This window comes from Kitasatospora sp. NPDC088779, from assembly GCF_040685395.1.
GTDB lineage: Bacteria > Actinomycetota > Actinomycetes > Streptomycetales > Streptomycetaceae > Kitasatospora.
This window is the reverse complement of record NZ_JBFBHW010000022.1, coordinates 31,224-50,010: the sequence shown is the minus strand read 5'-3', so window position 1 is coordinate 50,010 and position 18,787 is coordinate 31,224. Positions and strand designations below refer to the sequence as shown.

The following is an 18,787-nucleotide window of genomic DNA, read 5'->3' as shown; positions in this document are numbered from 1 at the left end:
CCGTGCGTGTCCTGGTCTACGAGCTGCGCCGCCTGCGCGGCCTGCGTTCCACCTGGCTGCTGCTCGCCGCCGTGCTGCTGTGCGACGCCGTCACGGCCGCCGTCCTGGCGAGCCAGGCCCCGGCCGGCCCGCTGGCCGTCCCGGCCGGGGTGCGGCTGCTGACCGCCGCCGTACCGCTGATCCCGCTGCCGTTCGCCGCGCTCGGGGCCGGCGTGCTGGGCGCGCTCTCGTACGGGCACGAGGTGCGACACCCGGGGCTGCCGGCCTCCCAGGTGTCGTACCCGCGGCGGGTGCGACTGCTGCTGGCCAAGCTGCTGGTGGTCGGTCCCGTCGCGGGGCTGCTGGCGCTGGCGACCCTGCTCCTCGACGCGGTGGCGGTGCAGCTGGCGCTGCCGGGAGGGGTGACGGTGGCCGCCTGGGCGGAGTCCTCGGCCTTGTCGGACCAGGTGTCGCAGGCGCTGGCCGCCACCGGGCTGTCAGGCCTGGCCGACCTGCCGGGCCTGACCGACCTGCCGGGCGTGTTCGCCCCGGTGGCGCTGGCGGCCGGCCACGGGGCGCCGGCGGCCCTGCTGGCCTTCGTCCTGCTGACCGTCGTGGCGGGCTGGACCGGGGTGCTGACGGCGTCACTGACCCGCAGCGCCTCGGTCGGGGTGCTGCTGTTGTGCGCGCTGCCGCCGCTGCTGGAGTCCGGTGTGGCGCTGCTGCTGCGGGAGACCGGCAGGCCGTGGCCGACCCGTGCGGCCGAGCTGCTGCCGTTCCAGTCCGGCGTCGAATGGGCCTACGGCTGGGTTTACCGCGGGGAGCACGAGGCGGTGGCTGGGAGCGCGGCGCTGACGGATCCGGCTCTGCTCGCGGCGGTGGCGGCGCCCGCGGCCGTCCTGCTGCTCGCGGCGCTCCTGGTGCAGGTCCGGCGGCGCGCGCTCTGACGCCGGGCGCCGAGGGGGCGGCCGCGCCGAAGCATCAAGATCGACCAGCAGTGACCGTAATGCGCGGTTCTTCCTGATAAGAAGTCAATTATCCAGTCGCGGTCGATCACCCTTTCGTGTGCTTTTCACGAGAATTCTCAAGCTGCGCCCGCCGATCGCCGACAAAGGAGCTGTGAGTACCCTTGCGCACCCCACCATGACCCCCGCCCGTTCCGCCGACGGACCCATCCACGGCCCCGGCGATCTGGACCGCTTCTCGTACGCCGACCGGCCGACTCCGCCGGCGCCCCGTTGGGAGGGCGCCGAGTCCGATCTCGCCCGGGTCGGCCGCAAGACCACCAGTAGTCGCGGCCGCGGTCTGCACGGCCAGCTGGTCCAGCAGCTCGGCCAGATGATCGTCTCCGGCGACCTGGGCGCCGACCGTCCGCTCGTGCCCGAGGAGATCGGCCAGCGGTTCGAGGTGTCCCGCACAGTCGTCCGCGAGTCGCTGCGCGTCCTGGAGGCCAAGGGCCTGGTCAGCGCCCGGCCGAACGTCGGCACCCGGGTCCGTCCGGTCGCCGACTGGAACCTGCTGGACCCGGACATCATCGAGTGGCGCGCCTTCGGCCCGCAGCGGGACGAGCAGCGCCGGGAGCTGTTCGAGCTCCGCTGGGCGATCGAGCCGCTGGCCGCCCGGCTCGCCGCCGGCCACGGCCGGGAGGACGTCCAGCAGCGGCTGGTCGAGCTGGTCGAGATCATGGGCCACGCCGCCGCCCAGGCCGACCTCTCCACCTACGCCCGGGCCGACGCCGAGCTGCACGGCCTGATCCTCCAGATGGCCGGCAACCGGATGCTGGAGCACCTGTCCGGGATCGTCGCCGGCGCGCTGCAGGTGTCGGGCGGGCCGGCCATCTCCTGCGAGCGCGCCTCCGAGTCCTCGGTCAGCCTGCACGCCAGGCTGGTGGATGCGCTGGGCACCGGCGACGGCACCGCGGGGGAGGCCGCGATGCGGGCGCTGCTCACCGTCCACCCCGAGATCGAGCCGTCCGTCCCCGCCCCTCGGGAGCACTGAGCGGGCCGTTCCGGTGAGCGGGCGCCCCGTCCGTCCTCCGTTCCTCCAGGGCCCTCCGGCCGCACCCGCGCGGCGCAGCCGGAGGGCTTCTGCATGTCGGCGGTCCGACCCGAACGTTTGATGCCCCGTCCATGACAACGGGTTTCGGTGCGAGTGCGCGATGATGGATTCCGGCCCCGTGGCCGCGGGCGCCGAGTGGTGTGACCCGCGACACGAAGGCCATGCGTAACACTTGACGAGTAGCAGCGATGTCTCCTGAGCGGGAGCAGCTCCGGAATACTTCAACATGTCACAATGCTGTGTTGGTCCGCGGCGCTGCTGCCGTCCTGCAAACCCAGTCCTCAAGCCCGAGTCGGTCGGAATCGACACCGCGCGCCCGACGCGCGATTTCCTTCCCCGCCCGCTCGGGCGGCCGGTACGGGTTCGAGTCCACTCATCGTCCGAGAGGTTGTTCGTGTCGGCCAGCACATCCCGTTCGCTTCCCCCCGAGATCGCCGAGTCCGCAGCTCTGCTGGCGCTCATCGAGCGGGGCAAGGCCCAGGGGCAGATCGCCGGTGACGACGTGCGCCAGGCGTTCGAGGCGGACCAGATCCCGGTCACCAAGTGGAAGAACGTCATGCGCAGCCTCAACCAGGTGCTGATTGAGGAGGGGGTGGACCTCATGGTCAGCGCGGCCGAACCGGCCGGCGCCAAGCGCAAGAGCGTTGCTGCCAAGAGCCCCACCAAGCGCACCGCCACCAAGGCTGTCACCACCCGGAGCCCGGCCGCCCCCACGGCCCCGACCAAGCCGCCCGTGCGGATCGCGCCCGGTGCGCCCGTCGCGGCCCCGGCCGTGGCGGCCGCCACGGCGTCCGCCCCCACGGTGTCCGCCGAGATCACCTCGGAGACGACCGGGGTCGCCTCCGGGCTGAAGGCGGTCGCGGCGAAGAAGGCCGCCCCTGCCAAGAAGGCCGCGGCCAAGAAGACCGCCGCGCCGGCCAAGAAGACCGCCGCCAAGAAGACCGCCGCCAAGGCGGGCAAGGGCGACGAGGAGCTCATCGGCGAGGAGGAGCTGCTCGAGGACGTCGCGCTGCCCGGCGACAAGGCGGGCGAGGAGGCGGAGCCCGAGGAGGAGTCGCAGGGCTTCGTGCTCTCCGACGACGACGAGGACGACGCGCCGGCCCAGCAGGTCGCCGTCGCCGGTGCCACCGCCGACCCGGTCAAGGACTACCTGAAGCAGATCGGCAAGGTCCCGCTGCTCAACGCCGAGCAGGAGGTCGAGCTCGCCAAGCGCATCGAGGCCGGTCTGTTCGCCGAGGACAAGCTCTCGGCCGCCGACAAGCTCGCCCCCAAGCTCAAGCGCGAGCTGGAGATCATCGCCGAGGACGGCCGCCGCGCCAAGAACCACCTGCTGGAGGCCAACCTCCGCCTGGTGGTCTCGCTGGCCAAGCGCTACACCGGCCGCGGCATGCTCTTCCTGGACCTGATCCAGGAGGGCAACCTCGGTCTGATCCGTGCGGTCGAGAAGTTCGACTACACCAAGGGCTACAAGTTCTCCACCTACGCCACCTGGTGGATCCGCCAGGCGATCACCCGCGCCATGGCCGACCAGGCCCGCACCATCCGCATCCCGGTGCACATGGTCGAGGTCATCAACAAGCTGGCCCGGGTCCAGCGCCAGATGCTCCAGGACCTGGGCCGCGAGCCCACCCCGGAGGAGCTGGCCAAGGAACTCGACATGACCCCCGAGAAGGTCATCGAGGTCCAGAAGTACGGCCGTGAGCCGATCTCGCTGCACACCCCGCTCGGCGAGGACGGCGACAGTGAGTTCGGTGACCTGATCGAGGACTCCGAGGCGGTCGTCCCGGCCGACGCGGTCTCCTTCACCCTGCTCCAGGAGCAGCTGCACTCGGTGCTGGACACCCTCTCCGAGCGCGAGGCCGGCGTGGTCTCGATGCGCTTCGGCCTGACGGACGGTCAGCCGAAGACGCTCGACGAGATCGGCAAGGTGTACGGGGTCACCCGTGAGCGCATCCGCCAGATCGAGTCGAAGACCATGTCGAAGCTGCGCCACCCGTCGCGTTCCCAGGTGCTGCGCGACTACCTGGACTGATCAGGCCGGTACGGCAAGCGTGTGACGAAGGCCCGGAGCCCCACGGCTCCGGGCCTTCGCCGCTGTCCGGGCCCGGGCGGGTCAGCGTCCGGGTGGCCGTTGTCCCTCGTCCGGGTGGCGGTGCGACGGGAAGCGGTCGCACCGCGTAGTCGATCACCTACGCTGTGGCGGTTGCCTGCTGCCGAGCCGACTGGAGTCACGGTGCTGCCCAACCCGGACCGCGCTGCCCTGCCGACCCCCGCCCCGCCCCCGGCGAGCCCGGCGGCCGCCCGTGCGGGCCGCCGCCGACGGGCCGCCGTACTGGCGCTGCTGGCCGCCGTCCCCGTCCCGCTGGTCGCGCTCGGCGCGGCCGGTCCGGCCGGGGCGCAGCGCCGGGTGGTCGGCGGCACCGCCGAGACCACCGTCGACCACCCGTGGGTGGTGGCGCTGTCCAGCCGCCAGCAGTTCGGCAGCGGCCGCTCCGGCCAGTTCTGCGGGGGAGCGCTGGTCACGCCGACCAAGGTGGTGACGGCCGCGCACTGCTTCTACGACGAGTCCAGGGGCGCCAAGGTGGACCGGCCGGGCCTCAAGGCCGTCATCGGCCGGGACGACATGCGCAGCTCGGCCGGCCGCGAGGTGCCCGTCCGGTCGGTGTGGATCCACCCCGACTACTCCTTCACCGCCAACCTGAACGACGTCGCCGTGCTCACCCTCGCCGACCCCCAGGACTCCCGGCCGGTGATCGACCTGGTCGGCCAGGGCGAGACCGAGCCGTACGCGGCCGGGACCGCCGCGCGGGTCTTCGGCTGGGGCGACACCACCGGGCGCGGTGACTACTCGCCCACGCTGCGCGGGGTGGAGGTGCCGATCATCGCGGACCAGACCTGTGCGCAGGCCTACCCGGGCGGGCCGGACGGCAAGTTCGACGCCCGGGGCATGGTGTGCGCGGGTGAGGAGAAGGGTGGCAAGGACGCCTGCCAGGGCGACAGCGGCGGCCCGCTGGTCGTCGGCGGCCGACTGGTCGGCCTGGTCTCCTGGGGGACGGGTTGCGCCGAGGCGGCCCACCCGGGCGTCTACACCAGGGTGGCGTCCGTCGCGGACGCGGTGCGCTCGGTGCTGTGAGGGCCGCCCGGGCCGTTGCCGGTGGCCAACTGGTCACTTTCTGACGTCACATCGCTGCGGAGCGTGCCGGTCTCCGGGAACAGCAGAGCCGGGCGACCGGTTCCCGAGGGGACCTGTCGCCCGGCTCACCGGTCGCGCGGAGTGCGCGACCGGATACACAGCTCGACGCCGACTGCTGGTGTGGCGCCTTGGATCAGCGCTCTTCTTCGGCGGCCGTGGCGTTGGCGGTGCCGCTGAGACGGCCGCTCTCGTCCTGTATCTCCACGGCGATCTTCTTGAGCTCGGGCTCGAACTTCCGGCCGTGGTGGGCGCAGAAGAGCAGCTCTCCGCCGCTGGCGAGTACGACGCGCAGGTAGGCCTGGGCGCCGCAGCGGTCGCAGCGGTCAGCCGCGGTGAGCGGGCTCGCAGGTGTCAGAACAGTAGTCACGTCGCCTCTTCTCTAGCTCGACGAGCTGTCGTACCAGGGTCAACATCCAACCAGGCCGAAAACGTTCCCGCTCGTGGCTTTTCTTCTCTGAGGATTCTGCTGTGTTGATGAGGACGTGCCCCGGGGGCCGGTGGTTCATGCGTACCGAATCCCAGGATCCGCCCGTCCCTCGAACGCCCGATCGGGACCGGGTGCGAGGTCCGCGTAGCATAATCCTCTGCCGGGTTGGAGCATAAGCCCCGCCCCGGGCCCCGGTAGCCTGCATAACGGCAGTTCCGGAGCCTGTGCCAGGCCCCACGATCCGCCAGGACCGGTGGTACCGGGAGGAGATGGCGCCCCGGGGGCCGGATACCGGAGCGGTCCTTGTTCGCGCAGCGCGTACAAGCTGCGCGGGAGCGGCCCGCCGTGCTGTGCACCCAGCGGAGGGGTGCGAGCACACCGGGCGACGGCTGTCGGTGCGGCGTGCTGCACTGGCGGATGGTCCGGATGCGTCCGGATGTGACCGATGAGACAGAACTTCACCGAGGAGAGTGCCGCGTGAGTGCCGAAACGACCGTGCCGTCCGCACTGCTGGCCGGCGACGACGGTTCCAACTACACCGCTCGGCACCTGCTCGTCCTGGAGGGCCTGGAGGCGGTCCGCAAGCGCCCCGGCATGTACATCGGCTCGACGGACAGCCGCGGCCTGATGCACTGCCTCTGGGAGATCATCGACAACTCCGTCGACGAGGCGCTGGGCGGTTACTGCGACCGCATCGAGGTCCTGCTGCACCCGGACTCCTCGGTCGAGGTCCGCGACAACGGGCGCGGCATCCCGGTCGACGTCGAGCCCAAGACCGGGCTGTCCGGCGTCGAGGTCGTGATGACCAAGCTGCACGCCGGCGGCAAGTTCGGCGGCGGCTCCTACGCGGCCTCCGGCGGCCTGCACGGCGTCGGCGCCTCCGTGGTCAACGCCCTCTCCGCCCGGCTGGACGTCGAGGTCGACCGCAGCGGACACACCCACGCGATCAGCTTCCGCCGCGGCACCCCCGGCATCTTCACCGAGGCCAGCCCCGACGCGCCCTTCGAGCCCGCCAACGGCCTGACCAGAGCCCGCAAGGTGCCCAAGGCCCGCACCGGCACCAGGATCCGCTACTGGGCCGACCGGCAGATCTTCCTCAAGGACGCCCGGCTCTCCCTGGAGCACCTGCACAGCCGCGCCCGGCAGACCGCCTTCCTCGTGCCCGGCCTGACCATCGTCGTGCGTGACGAGCGGCTCACCGAGAGCGAGCAGGTCGAGGAGTCGGTCTTCCGCTTCGACGGCGGCATCGCCGAGTTCTGCGAGTTCCTGGCGCCCGACAAGCCGGTCTGCGACGTGCTGCGGCTGCGCGGAGAGGGCACCTTCAAGGAGACGGTGCCCGTCCTGGACGAGCTCGGCCACATGACCCCCACCGAGGTCACCCGGCAGCTCGGCGTGGACATCGCGCTGCGCTGGGGCGCCGGTTACGACACCACCCTGCGCTCCTTCGTCAACATCATCGCCACCCCCAAGGGCGGCACCCACATGACCGGCTTCGAGCGCTCGCTGGCCAAGACCGTCAACGAGGCGCTGCGCGCGGCCAAGCTGCTGCGCGTCGCCGAGGACGACATCACCAAGGACGACGCCACCGAGGGCCTCACCGCGGTGGTCACCGTCCGGCTCGCCGAGCCGCAGTTCGAGGGCCAGACCAAGGAGGTGCTCGGCACCTCGGCGGCCAACCGGATCGTCGCCGCCGTCGTCGCCAAGGAGCTCAAGGCCTTCCTCACCTCGGCCAAGAAGGACCAGAAGCTCCAGGCCCGGGCCGTGCTGGACAAGGTCGTCGCGGCCGCCCGCACCCGGGTCGCGGCCCGCCAGCACAAGGAGGCCCAGCGCCGCAAGACCGCGCTGGAGACCAGCTCGCTGCCGGCCAAGCTGGCCGACTGCCGCAGTGACGACGTCGACCGCAGCGAGCTCTTCATCGTCGAGGGCGACTCCGCGCTCGGCACCGCCAAGCTCGCCCGCAACTCCGAGTTCCAGGCGCTGCTGCCGATCCGCGGCAAGATCCTCAACGTGCAGAAGGCCTCGGTGAGCGACATGCTCAAGAACACCGAGTGCGCCGCGATCATCCAGGTGATAGGGGCCGGTTCGGGCCGCACCTTCGACATCGACCAGGCCCGCTACGGCCGGGTCATCTTCATGGCCGACGCCGACGTCGACGGCTCGCACATCCGCACCCTGCTGCTGACGCTGTTCCACCGCTACATGCGGCCGATGGTCGAGCAGGGCCGGGTCTTCGCCGCCGTGCCGCCGCTGCACCGGATCGAGCTCACCAGCCCCAAGCGCGGCCAGGAGAAGTACCACTACACCTACTCCGACGCCGAACTGCGCTCCACCCTGCTGGAGTTCCAGCGCAAGGGGCAGCGCTGGAAGGAGCCGGTGCAGCGGTACAAGGGCCTGGGCGAGATGGACGCCGACCAGCTGGCCGAGACCACCATGGACCCGCGCCACCGCACGCTGCGCCGGATCAACCTGGGCGACCTGGAGCAGGCCGAGCGGATCTTCGACCTGCTGATGGGCAACGACGTCGCCCCGCGCAAGGAGTTCATCGTGGACTCGGCGGCCACCCTGGACCGCTCCCGCATCGACGCCTGAGGCCTTCGGATCCTTCCTGCACGAGGGCCCTCCACCCACGGGTGGAGGGCCCTCGTGCTGCCGGTTCCACCTGTGGTCCACCCCGGCGCCGATCAACCGGGGGCGCCGGATCCGTAGCGTCGGAGAGGTCAGTACAAGCCTCCTGTCGGGACGGAGAAGTCCGATGACCGCCCTCGTCAACATCGTCGTGATCATCGCGGTGATGGTCCTCGTGGTCCAGCGCCAGATGCGCGCCCAGCGCCTGGACACCGAGCGTCGTTTCTGGCTGCTGCCGCTGATCCTCGGCGTGCTCGCACTGCGCGACCCGCAGCTCATCGACCACCAGCACACCGCGCTGTCCGCCGCCCTGGTCGGGTGCGGCCTGGCGGCGGTGGTCGCGATGGGCTCCGTCTGGGGCTGGACCGTGCGGCTGTGGCGGGCCGGGGACGGCTCGGTCTGGGCCAAGGGCACCAAGGCCACGGTGGCCGCCTGGGTCGGCATGCTCGCCATCCGGCTCGCCCTGTACGGCATCGGCGCGGCACTGCACGTCCACCAGGCGGGCAGCGCGCTGCTGCTGGGACTGGCGGTCCTGCTGCTGACCCGCTCGTTCGTGGTGAACTGGCGGGCACGGGCCCTGGACCTGCCGCAACAGGCCGCCGTACCGCGCTGACCGCCCTGCCGGGGCCTGCCGGGCCCGCTGTCCGAGAACGTCGAGGAGGCACCTGTGGTCGAGTGGTACTGGACCCGCTGGCCGTCCCGCGAGGGGCTGGAGCGCGAGGTCGGGAGATGGCCGCGGCGGGCCCTCTCCCTGCTCGGCCGCACCGTCCTGCTGGTCGTCGTCTGCTGGGGGACGTTCTCCGGCGGCAAGTACGCGGGCTGGGCGGTGGTGGTCGTGGCGGCCGGACTGCTCGGGGTCGCCGCCCTGGCCACCGGCTACCTCTACGCCACCCGGGAACAGCGCCTGGCGCTCTCGCTGGGCCTGGCCGTCGCCCTGCTCGGCAGCGCCTGGCTGGCCAACTGGGGGCAGGCCTACCTGCTGGCCGACTTCGTCTGGTGCGGGCTGGCCGTGGTCGGGGTGGTCCGGCTGCCGCCCGCGCCCGGCCTGCTCACCGCGGCGGCCGCGCTGGGCTCGTACACCGCCGCCAGCTGGGCGAGCTGGGTGAGCATCTTCGCCACCATCGGCGGGCTCGGCCTGCTCGGCTACCTGCTGCGGCTGGACGTCGAGGCCCGCGGCACCGCCCGCCAGCTGCTCACCCAGGAGCGCGCCGCCCGGGCCGCCGAGGCGGAGAGCGCGGCGCTCGCCGAACGGGCCAGGATCGCCCGGGAGATCCACGACGTGCTCGCGCACAGCCTCTCCGCGCAGCTCGTCCACCTGGAGGCGGCCCGGCTGATGCTGGACGCCGGCACCGACCGCGGGCAGATCCGCGAGCGGGTCGTCGCCGCCCGGCGGATGGCCCAGGACGGGCTGGTCGAGACCCGGCAGGCGCTGTCCGCGCTGCGCGGCGAGCTCACCCCGGTCGGTGAGTTCCTGGTGGAGCTGACCGGGCGGGAGCGGGCCGCGCTCACCGTCACCGGCACGCCCCGACCGCTCGCCGCCGAGGCCGCTCTTGCGGTGCGGCGCACCGCGCAGGAGGCGGTGACCAACGTCCGCAAGCACGCGCCCGGCGCCCGGTGCACCGTCGAACTGCGCTACCTGACGGAGGCGGTGGAGCTGGAGGTGCGCAACTCCCGCCCTCCGCGCGGCGAACCGTCCGGGGAGCTGGCGGCCAGCGGCAGCGGGTACGGTCTGCTGGGGATGCGCGAACGCGCGGAACTGCTCGGCGGCACCCTGCTGGCGGGCCCCGAGGACGGAGGGTGGCGCGTGCTGCTGCAGGTGCCGGCATGAGCGAGCGCGGCGAGCTCATCATCAGCAGGTGCGGATTTCGCGAAGCGACTGCCGAGCGAAGCGGGGCGGGCGCATGAGCGAGGCAGAAGTCACCAGGGTGCTGGTGGTGGACGACCAGACGGTGGTGCGCGAGGGCATCGTGATGCTGCTGGGGCTGCTGCCCGGCATCGAGGTGGTCGGCGCGGCGGCGGACGGGGAGGAGGCCGTCGCCCTGGTGGAACGGTGTCACCCGGACGTGGTGCTGATGGATCTGCGGATGCCGCGCGTCGACGGCGTCGAGGCGACCCGGCGGATCCGGGCCGCGCACCCGCAGACCGAGGTCGTGGTGCTCACCACCTACGCCGACGACGACTCGCTCTTCCCCGCTCTGCAGGCCGGGGCGCGCGGCTACCTCACCAAGGACGCCGGTGGCGAGGAGATCGCCCGGGCGATCGCGGACGTCCGCGCGGGGGCGGCCGGGCTCTCGCCGCAGATCCAACTCCGTTTGCTGGAAAGGCTTTCAGGGCCTGCGGCCGGATCCGCGCCGGGGGCCGGGAAGCCGGCCGGGCGGCCGGGGGAGCTCCCGGACGGGCTGACCGCCCGGGAGGCGGAGGTGCTGGCGCTGATCGCGGAGGGGCTCTCCAACACCGAGATCGCCCAGCGGCTGTTCGTCAGCCAGGCCACCGTGAAGACGCACATCAACAACCTGTTCGCCAAGACCGCGGTACGGGACCGGGCGCAGGCGGTCTCGTACGCCTTTCGACACGGGATCACCGGTACGCAGCAGTAGTCGGATGAGTGTCTGTCGGATGATCGATCACCTCATCGAGTGAAGGTATCGGCAATGGTCAGAGGGGCTGTCCGGCGGCCACCATCATGGTTGGGGTCAGAGTGCCCGCCGGTCCAGGAGCAGTTGTGCCACAGCAGCAGACGAGCAGTCCCGGACAGGGGCAGCGATTTGACTGGTGGGCCGCTCCGGCCGCCACCGCCGCCGACCGGCCGGACGTGCCCGGCCAACCGGCGGTACCGGCCCAGTCGGCCCCCACCCGCGCGGTCCAGCCGGTACCGGCCGAGCGGGCGCCCGTCCGGGCCGCCGCTGCCCCCGCCGCCCAGCCCGCCGTCGAACCGGCGACCGCCCCCCGGGCCCTGGTGCCCGCCACCGACAGCACCGAGGTGTACCGGGCGGTCCAGCGCAGCGACGCCTTCCAGGACATCCGCCGCAGCTACCGGTCGTTCGTCTTCCCGGTCAGCGGAGCCTTCCTCGGCTGGTTCCTGATGTACGTCGCCGCGCAGGCCGCCGCCCCCGGCCTGATGCGCAGCCAGGTGGCCGGCCCGCTCAACGTGGCCTGGCTGCTCGGCCTGCTGCAGTTCGCCTCCACCTTCCTGCTCACCTGGCTCTACGCCCGCAACGCCCGGACCAAGCGCGACCGCGCCGCCCTGGGCCTGCGCTGGGACACCCAGGACCAGCTGCGATGACGACCACGATCACGACCGCGGTGACGACCGCGATGACGACCGCCACCCCGCCCCCCGTGGCCCCCACCGGCGACCACCACGACCTCGCGATCGCTCTGTTCGCCGTCGTCGTCCTGGTCACCCTGGCGATCACCCTCTGGGTCGGCCGCCGGGGCAGCGCCACCGAGGACTTCTACGCCGGCGGCCGCGACTTCACCCCGCTGCAGAACGGCTTCGCGCTCTCCGGCGACTACCTCTCCGCCGCCTCCTTCCTCGGCGTCGCCGGGCTGATCGCGCTGTACGGCTACGACGGCGTGCTCTACAGCATCGGCTTCCTGGTCGCCTGGCTGGTGGTGCTGATGCTGGTCGCCGAACTGGTCCGCAACGCCGGCCGGTACACCCTCGCCGACGTGCTCGCCCTGCGGCTGCGCCGCCGCAAGGTCCGGGCCGCGGCCGGTGGCGCCAGCGTCGTCGTCACCCTGCTCTACCTGGTCGCCCAGATGGTCGGCGCGGGCTCGCTGGTCGCCCTGCTGCTCGGCACCAACAGTGCCCAGGCCCGGACCTGGACCATCGTCGCCGTCGGCGGACTGATGATCGTCTACGTCACGATCGGCGGGATGCGGGCCACCACCTGGATCCAGATCGTCAAGGCCTTCCTGCTGATCGCCGGCTCGGTGCTGCTCACCGTGCTGCTGATGGTCCGCTTCCACGGCGACGTCGGCGAGCTGATGCGCCAGGCCGCCCAGCACAGCGGCGCCGGGCGGCGCTACCTCGAACCCGGCCTCAAGTACGGCGCCACCTTCACCAGCCGGCTCGACTTCTTCAGCCTGGGCCTCGCCCTGGTGCTCGGCACCGCCGGACTGCCGCACATCCTGTCCCGCTTCTACACCGTGCCCACCGCGCGGGCCGCCCGCCGCTCCACGATGTGGGCGATCGGCCTGGTCGGCGGCTTCTACCTGATGGCCATCGCGCTCGGCCTGGGCGCGACCGCGCTGGTCGGCTCGGCGGAGGTGCGGCACGCCAACTCGGCCGGGAACACCGCCGTCCCGCTGCTCGCCCTGGTGCTCGGCGGCGGCAACGGCAGCACCGGCGGGGTGGTGCTGTTCGCGCTGATCTCGGCGATCGCCTTCGCCACCATCCTCGCCGTGGTCGCCGGGCTCACCCTGGCCTCCTCGGCGGCCTTCGCCCACGACATCTGGGCCGGTGCCTGGCGCGGCCGGCCGCGCCGGCGCCCCTTCCGGCGGCGTGCCGCCGTCCCGGCCTCCCGGCCGGGGGAGGCGGGGGATGCGGGGGACGTGGCGGAGGCCGAGCCGACGGGCGAGGCCAGCGAGCGCCAGGAGGTCTGGGTGGCACGGTTCGCGGCCGTCGGGATCGGCGCGGCCGCGATCGCGATCAGCCTCTACGCCCAGCAGCTGAACGTCGCCTTCCTGGTCGGCCTGGCCTTCGCGGTGGCGGCCTCCAGCAACCTGCCCGTCCTGCTGTACAGCCTGTTCTGGTCGCGGTTCACCACCCGCGGCGCGGTCTGGTCGGTGTACGGCGGGCTGGTCCCGGCGATCGTGCTGGTCGTCTTCTCCCCGGTGGTCTCCGGCACCAAGGTGGCGCTCTTCCCCGGCGTCGACTTCCACTGGTTCCCGCTGGAGAACCCCGGCATCATCTCCATCCCGCTCGGCTTCCTGGCCGGCTGGATCGGGACGATCACCTCGCCCGAGCCGGCCGACGAGGACCGCTTCGCCGAGCTGGAGGTGCGCGCCCTCACCGGTGCGGGCGCGGCCTGAGCGCCGCGCCCCGGGGAACCCCGGCGGGCCTGGGGCCGCCGGGGTTCCCCCACGTCCGGGCGTGGTTTCAGGCCCGGACCGCCAGGCCGTAGCGGTGCTCGGGGCGGCCGGTGTCGCCGTAGCGCAGGGTCAGCCGCAGCCGGCTGTTCCGCTCCAACTGCTTGAGGTAGCGCTGCGCCGTCGAGCGGCTGAGCCCGGTGGCGTCCGCGACCTCCTGCGCGGACAGCGGGCGGCCCGCCTGGCGCAGCACCCCCAGCACCAGGTCGGTGGTGGGCGCCGAGTGCCCCTTCGGCAGCGGGCCGGCCGGGGCGGCGGCGCTGCGCAGGGTGGCGAACAGCCGGTCCACCTCGTCCTGGCCGGCCTCCCGGGCCGCCGGGCCGGCCAGCGCGTGCCGCAGCTGCGCGTACGCGACCAGCTTGTCCCGCAGGCCGGCGAAGGTGAACGGCTTGACCAGGTACTGCAGCGCGCCGTGCTGCATCGCGGCGTGCACCGTCGACACGTCCCGGGCGGCCGTCACCATCATCACGTCGCAGGCCACCTGCCGCTCCCGCAGCCGGCGCACCAGCGCCAGGCCGGTCTCGTCCGGCAGGTGGTGGTCGAGCAGCAGCAGGTCCACCGGGCGGCGCTCCAGCGCGGCCAGCGCCTCCCCGGCCGAGTGCGCGGTACCGGTCACCCGGAAGCCCGGCACCTTGGCCACGTACGCGGCGTGCACGTCCGCGACCCGGAAGTCGTCGTCCACCACGAGTACGTCGATCATCAGGCCTCCACGAGCTGAGGGGTGAGCAGGGCCTCGGGCAGCTCGACCGTGAACCGGGCGCCGCCGAGCGGTCCCGCGTCGAGCACGATCCGGCCGCCGGTCCGTTCGACCAGTCGCCGCACCATCGCCAGCCCCAGCCCGCGCGGACGGTGCGCGGGCGCGTCCTTGCTGGTCCACCCCTCCTCGAAGACCTGCTCGCGCAGCTCCTCCGGCACGCCCGGGCCGCTGTCCGCGACCTGGAGCAGCAGTGTGGAGCCGGCCGCCGCCAGCGTCACCTCCAGCCGGCCGCCCCCACCCGCCGCGAGCGCGTCCACCGCGTTGTCGATCAGATTGCCGAGCACCGTCACCAGCGCCCGCGCGTCCACCACCGCGTCCGGCAGGTGCGCCGCCGGGGCCAGCGCCAGCCGCACCCCGCGCTCGCCCGCCACCGCCGTCTTGCCCGCCAGCAGCGCCGCGACGTGCGGATCCTGCACCTGCTCGGCGATCCGCGCCGCGACCACCGCGTGCGAACCGGACTGCTCCGAGATGAACGCCACCGCCTGCTCGTGGCGGCCCAGCTCCAGCAGGCCCAGCAGGGTGTGCATCCGGTTGGCGTGCTCGTGGTCCTGGGCGCGCAGTGCCTCGGTCAGGCTGCGCGTGGTGTCCAACTCGCGGACCAGCGACTCCAGTTCGGTCCGGTCGCGGAGCGTCACGACCGCGCCGCCCTCGGCCGTGCCCATCCGGTTGACCACCAGCACCCGGTCGTCCCGGACCGCCGGCAGGTCGGCGCCGGTGATCCGCCCGGTCAGCACGTCCGCCAGCCGGCCCGGCGGCAGCACCGCGTGGATCGGCCGCCCGGTGCAGTCCTCCGGCAGGCCGAGCAGCCGCACCGCCTCGTCGTTGGCCAGCCGGATCCGGCCGCGCTCGTCCAGCGCCACCATGCCCTCGCGGATGCCGTGCAGCATCGCCTCCCGCTCCACCAGCAGCGCCGAGATGTCGGCCAGCGCGATGTTGTGGGTGCGGCGCTTCAGCCGCCGGGCCAGCGCCAGCGTGGCGACCGTCCCCGCGGCCAGGCCCGCGCCCGCGCACAGCAGGATCCCGGTGAGCATCTTCAGCAGCCGGCGGCGGATCGAGTCGTCGCTGATGCCGACCGACACCTCGCCGACGATCCGGCCGTCCGCGACCCGCAGCGGCACCTTGCCGCGCGCGGTTCGGCCCAGCGTGCCCTGCTGCATCGCGGTGACGCTGAGCCCGCTGAGCGCCGGCTCCGGATCGGTGCTGACCCGGTGGCCGATCCGCTCCGGGTCGGTGTGCGAGAGCCGGATCCCGTCCAGGTCGGTGACCACCACGAAGCTCGCGCCGGTGGCCAGCCGGATCTGCTCGGCGTTGCGCTGCGCGGTCGCCGAGTCCCGGGTGTCGGCGGCGCGGGCGATCGCCTCGTCGGTGGCGGTGGCCTGGGCGATCGACAGCGCCCGCTGCATCGCGTCGTGGTCCAGCTCGCTGCTGACCGGGGCCAGGAACAGGCCGGCGGTCACGGTGGTGACACCGACGGTGACGACGGTCTGGCTCAGCAGCAGTTGCGCGAAGACCCGGCGGGGCCAGCGGGGCAGCTTCATCCGGGCCTCCTCTCGGCGGCTGTGGGGGCGGGTACGTCAGGGTCGGGACACCCTACGTTTCCGGCGTGTTTCTGTCAGCCGCGTCCCCGCAGTTGTAGCGGAAGCAAAAGGAGCAGAACACCCCTCAATGCGGAGAAACCGCAGTACGCCGAGAAGGCTCCCGCCCGGGCCCGGCCCGCTCCTACCTTTCCGGGGCAAGCACAGACCCGGGAGGATCGAATGAGCACAACCCCGGCGATCGAGCTGACTGGCGCGACGAAACGGTTCCGCACCCCGTCCGGGGCCCTGCACACCGCCGTCCGTGATCTCGATCTGACCGTCGCCCAAGGCGAGTTCGTCGCCGTCGTCGGGCCCACCGGCTGCGGCAAGTCCACCACGCTGACCCTGGTCAGCGGCCTGGAGGAGCCCACCGAGGGTGAGGTCCGGGTGGACGGCGAGCCGGTCCGCGGGATCCACCCCAAGGTCGGTTTCGTCTTCCAGCAGGACGCCGTCTTCCCCTGGCGCACCGTCCTGTCCAACGTGATGGCCGGGCCGCGCTTCCGCGGCGTGCCCACCGCCGAGGCCAGGGAACGGGCCCGGGACTGGCTGGGCCGCGTCGGCCTCGCCGCCTTCGAGGACCGCTACCCGCACCAGCTGTCCGGCGGCATGCGCAAGCGCGTCGCGCTCGCCCAGACCTTCGTCAACGACCCGGACATCCTGCTGATGGACGAGCCGTTCTCGGCGCTGGACGTGCAGACCCGCGCCCTGATGTCCGACCAGTTGCTGGAGCTGTGGGCCGGGACCAGGTCCTCCGGGAACGCCGCGTCGGTCGTCTTCGTCACCCACGACCTGGACGAGGCCATCGCGCTCGCCGACCGGGTCGTCGTCATGACGGCCGGACCGGCCACCGTCAAGGAGATCTTCACCGTCGACCTGCCACGACCGCGCACCGTGGAGGCCGTCCGGCTGGAACCGAGGTTCGTCGAGCTGTACCGCGAGATCTGGGCCTCGCTCGGCGAAGAGGTGCGCATCACCCGGGAGAGAGGAGCGGGTCGTGCCGCTTGAGACCGCGTCGGCCGTCGCCGACAAGCCCCCGGCGGCCACCCCCGCCAGCCGTACCGAGGCCCGCGAACGGGCCGCCCGCAACCGGAGGCTGACCGTCTACGGGGCCCGGGTCGCGGTCCTGGTCGCCTTCCTCGGACTGTGGGAGGTCTGCGCCCGCACGGACGTCATCGACCCGTTCAACTTCTCGCAGCCGTCGAGGATCTGGGACCAGATCTGGCAGTGGATCACCCACGGCACCGCGCAGGGCTCGCTCGGCGAACAGATCGGCTACACCCTCTACGAGGCCCTCACCGGCTGGGTGATCGGCGTCATCTGCGGTGTGCTGCTCGGCATCGCGCTCGGCCGGGTCCGCTTCCTGGCCGACGTGTTCGGGCCCTACATCAAGGTGCTCAACGCCATCCCGCGGATCGTGCTCGCCCCGATCTTCCTGATCTGGTTCGGCCTCGGCCCGGCCTCCAAGGTCGCCTCCGCCGTCGTCCTGGTGTTCTTCCCGGTGTTCTTCAACGCCTTCCAGGGCGCCCGCGAGGTGGACCGCAACCTCGTCTCCAACGCCCGCATCCTCGGCGCCGACGGCCGCAAGGTCACCCTCCAGGTGGTCATCCCCGCCGCCACCACCTGGATCTTCACCAGCCTGCACGTCAGCTTCGGCTTCGCCCTGATCGGGGCCATCGTCGGCGAGTACATCGGCGCCACCAAGGGTCTCGGCCTGCTCGTCGCCGCCGCCCAGGGCACCTTCAACGCGGCCGGCGTGTACGCCGCCATGACCATCCTCGCCGTCGTGGCGCTGCTCACCGAGGGGCTGCTGACCTTCGCCGAGACGAAGCTGTTCCGCTGGAAGCCCGCAGACACGGGCGACGGCCGCTGAACCCTTCTGCGTCGCTGAACCCCATCCCCTGCGTCGCGAACCCCCTGCGTCGCGAACCCCCCGCTTCGCTGAACCCCCTGCGCCGCTGATCCCCCCTCGCAGAGAGAGGCACCCCCACCCATGCGCCCGAACCCGATCGGCAGACCCGCCGCGGCCGCCCTCGCCGCCGTCCTGCTCCTCCCGCTCTCCGCCTGCGCCAACGACGCCGCCACGACCACCCACGGCGCCGCCGCCCCGGCCGGCCGGCAGGTCGACGGGCCGAAGGTCAAGATCATGGTCGGTGGCCTGGACAAGGTCATCTACCTGCCCGCGATGCTCACCCAGCGGCTCGGCTTCTTCGCCGACGCGGGCGTCAACGTCGAGCTGATGAGCGAGCCCGCCGGCGTCAACGCCACCACCGCGCTGCTCGCCGGCGACGTCCAGGGCGCCGTCGGCTTCTACGACCACACCATCGACCTCCAGGCCAAGGGCAAGATCGTCGAGTCCGTGGTGCAGTTCTCCCAGGCCCCCGGCGAGGTCGAACTCGTCTCCACCAAGCAGGCCGACGCCATCAGGTCCGGCGCCGACTTCAAGGGCAAGAAGCTCGGCGTCACCAGCATCGGTTCCTCCACCGACTTCCTCACCAAGTACCTCGCCGTCAAGAACGGCACGGCCGTCAGCGAGTTCAGCCCGATCGCGGTCGGAGCCGGCCAGACCTTCATCGCCGCGCTCCAACAGGGCAGCATCGACGGCGGGATGACCACCGACCCGACCGTCGCCAACGTCCTCGACAAGGGCCTCGGCAAGATCCTCTACGACATGCGCACACCCGAGGGCTCCCGCGAGGCCCTCGGCGGCCTCTACCCGTCGTCCTCGCTCTACATGAACACCGACTGGGTGGAGAAGAACAAGGACACCACCCAGAAGCTCGCCAACGCCTTCGTCAAGACCCTCAAGTGGATGTCCACGCACAGCCCCGAGGAGATCGCCGCGAAGATGCCCGCCGACTACGCGCAGGGCGGCGCCGAGCAGTACGCGGCCGCGATCAAGGCGACCCTGCCGATGTTCACCACCGACGGCGTGATGCCGGCCGACGGCCCCAAGACCGTCCTCGCCGTGCTCGCCGCCTTCCACCCGGACGTCAAGGGCAAGGAGGGCACCATCGACCTCTCCCGCACCTACACCACCGAGTTCGTCGGCAAGGCCGTCACCGGCTGAGCCGACACCC

At 72.4% G+C, this 18,787-nt stretch carries 16 protein-coding genes; 13 read left to right on the top strand and 3 right to left on the bottom strand.

The window, feature by feature from the left end:
* Positions 1–2: 2 nt before the first annotated feature.
* The 4 genes from AB0P03_RS21920 (at position 3) to AB0P03_RS21905 (ending at position 5,170) form a co-directional block, all read left to right on the top strand.
* Positions 3–926, top strand: a complete 924-nt coding sequence (locus AB0P03_RS21920; protein ID WP_363630327.1) for a hypothetical protein — start codon at positions 3–5, stop codon at positions 924–926.
* Between the two features lie 118 nt (positions 927–1,044).
* Positions 1,045–1,977, top strand: a complete 933-nt coding sequence (locus tag AB0P03_RS21915) for a FadR/GntR family transcriptional regulator (protein ID WP_363584519.1) — start codon at positions 1,045–1,047, stop codon at positions 1,975–1,977.
* A 454-nt stretch (positions 1,978–2,431) separates the two neighbouring features.
* On the top strand, positions 2,432–4,069 hold the full coding sequence (locus AB0P03_RS21910) for an RNA polymerase sigma factor (protein ID WP_363584517.1): 1,638 nt from the start codon (positions 2,432–2,434) through the stop codon (positions 4,067–4,069).
* A 171-nt stretch (positions 4,070–4,240) separates the two neighbouring features.
* Positions 4,241–5,170: a serine protease gene (locus AB0P03_RS21905; RefSeq protein ID WP_363584515.1), complete on the top strand. Its 930-nt coding sequence runs from the start codon at positions 4,241–4,243 to the stop codon at positions 5,168–5,170.
* A gap of 193 nt (positions 5,171–5,363) precedes the next feature.
* On the opposite strand, the gene AB0P03_RS21900 is transcribed toward AB0P03_RS21905, so the two are convergent.
* Positions 5,364–5,597 carry a hypothetical protein gene (locus tag AB0P03_RS21900; RefSeq protein WP_363584513.1) on the bottom strand — a complete coding sequence of 78 codons (234 nt, stop codon included), beginning with the start codon at positions 5,595–5,597 and terminating at the stop codon, positions 5,364–5,366.
* Positions 5,598–6,134: 537 nt separating this feature from the next.
* Between AB0P03_RS21900 and AB0P03_RS21895 the strand changes: the two genes are divergently transcribed.
* The 6 genes from AB0P03_RS21895 (at position 6,135) to AB0P03_RS21870 (ending at position 13,319) form a co-directional block, all read left to right on the top strand.
* The gene (locus AB0P03_RS21895; RefSeq protein ID WP_363584511.1) at positions 6,135–8,246 is read left to right on the top strand and encodes a DNA topoisomerase IV subunit B; all 2,112 of its coding nucleotides are present in this window, start codon (positions 6,135–6,137) and stop codon (positions 8,244–8,246) included.
* A 163-nt stretch (positions 8,247–8,409) separates the two neighbouring features.
* Complete coding sequence (locus tag AB0P03_RS21890; protein WP_363630326.1) at positions 8,410–8,895, top strand: CcdC protein domain-containing protein; 486 nt, start codon at positions 8,410–8,412, stop codon at positions 8,893–8,895.
* A 54-nt stretch (positions 8,896–8,949) separates the two neighbouring features.
* Positions 8,950–10,110, top strand: a complete 1,161-nt coding sequence (locus tag AB0P03_RS21885) for a histidine kinase (protein WP_363584507.1) — start codon at positions 8,950–8,952, stop codon at positions 10,108–10,110.
* A 73-nt stretch (positions 10,111–10,183) separates the two neighbouring features.
* Positions 10,184–10,879, top strand: a complete 696-nt coding sequence (locus AB0P03_RS21880) for a response regulator transcription factor (protein ID WP_363584505.1) — start codon at positions 10,184–10,186, stop codon at positions 10,877–10,879.
* A gap of 125 nt (positions 10,880–11,004) precedes the next feature.
* Complete coding sequence (locus tag AB0P03_RS21875) at positions 11,005–11,565, top strand: DUF485 domain-containing protein (RefSeq protein WP_363630324.1); 561 nt, start codon at positions 11,005–11,007, stop codon at positions 11,563–11,565.
* A 32-nt stretch (positions 11,566–11,597) separates the two neighbouring features.
* Positions 11,598–13,319, top strand: a complete 1,722-nt coding sequence (locus AB0P03_RS21870; RefSeq protein WP_363630377.1) for a cation acetate symporter — start codon at positions 11,598–11,600, stop codon at positions 13,317–13,319.
* Positions 13,320–13,386: 67 nt separating this feature from the next.
* Here the strand turns inward: AB0P03_RS21870 and AB0P03_RS21865 are convergent, their stop codons facing one another.
* On the bottom strand, positions 13,387–14,076 hold the full coding sequence (locus AB0P03_RS21865) for a response regulator (RefSeq protein WP_363630322.1): 690 nt from the start codon (positions 14,074–14,076) through the stop codon (positions 13,387–13,389).
* Complete coding sequence (locus AB0P03_RS21860; protein ID WP_363630321.1) at positions 14,076–15,671, bottom strand: sensor histidine kinase; 1,596 nt, start codon at positions 15,669–15,671, stop codon at positions 14,076–14,078. The genes AB0P03_RS21865 and AB0P03_RS21860 overlap by 1 nt, the downstream gene beginning before the upstream one ends.
* Before the next feature lie 219 nt (positions 15,672–15,890).
* Between AB0P03_RS21860 and AB0P03_RS21855 the strand changes: the two genes are divergently transcribed.
* The 3 genes from AB0P03_RS21855 (at position 15,891) to AB0P03_RS21845 (ending at position 18,777) form a co-directional block, all read left to right on the top strand.
* The gene (locus AB0P03_RS21855; protein ID WP_063349366.1) at positions 15,891–16,715 is read left to right on the top strand and encodes an ABC transporter ATP-binding protein; all 825 of its coding nucleotides are present in this window, start codon (positions 15,891–15,893) and stop codon (positions 16,713–16,715) included.
* On the top strand, positions 16,705–17,580 hold the full coding sequence (locus AB0P03_RS21850; protein WP_363584495.1) for an ABC transporter permease: 876 nt from the start codon (positions 16,705–16,707) through the stop codon (positions 17,578–17,580). Before AB0P03_RS21855 ends, AB0P03_RS21850 begins: the two co-directional genes overlap by 11 nt.
* A gap of 120 nt (positions 17,581–17,700) precedes the next feature.
* Entirely contained in the window at positions 17,701–18,777 is a 1,077-nt protein-coding gene (locus tag AB0P03_RS21845; RefSeq protein WP_350880086.1) for an ABC transporter substrate-binding protein, read from the top strand.
* The last annotated feature ends 10 nt before the right edge of the window (positions 18,778–18,787 follow it).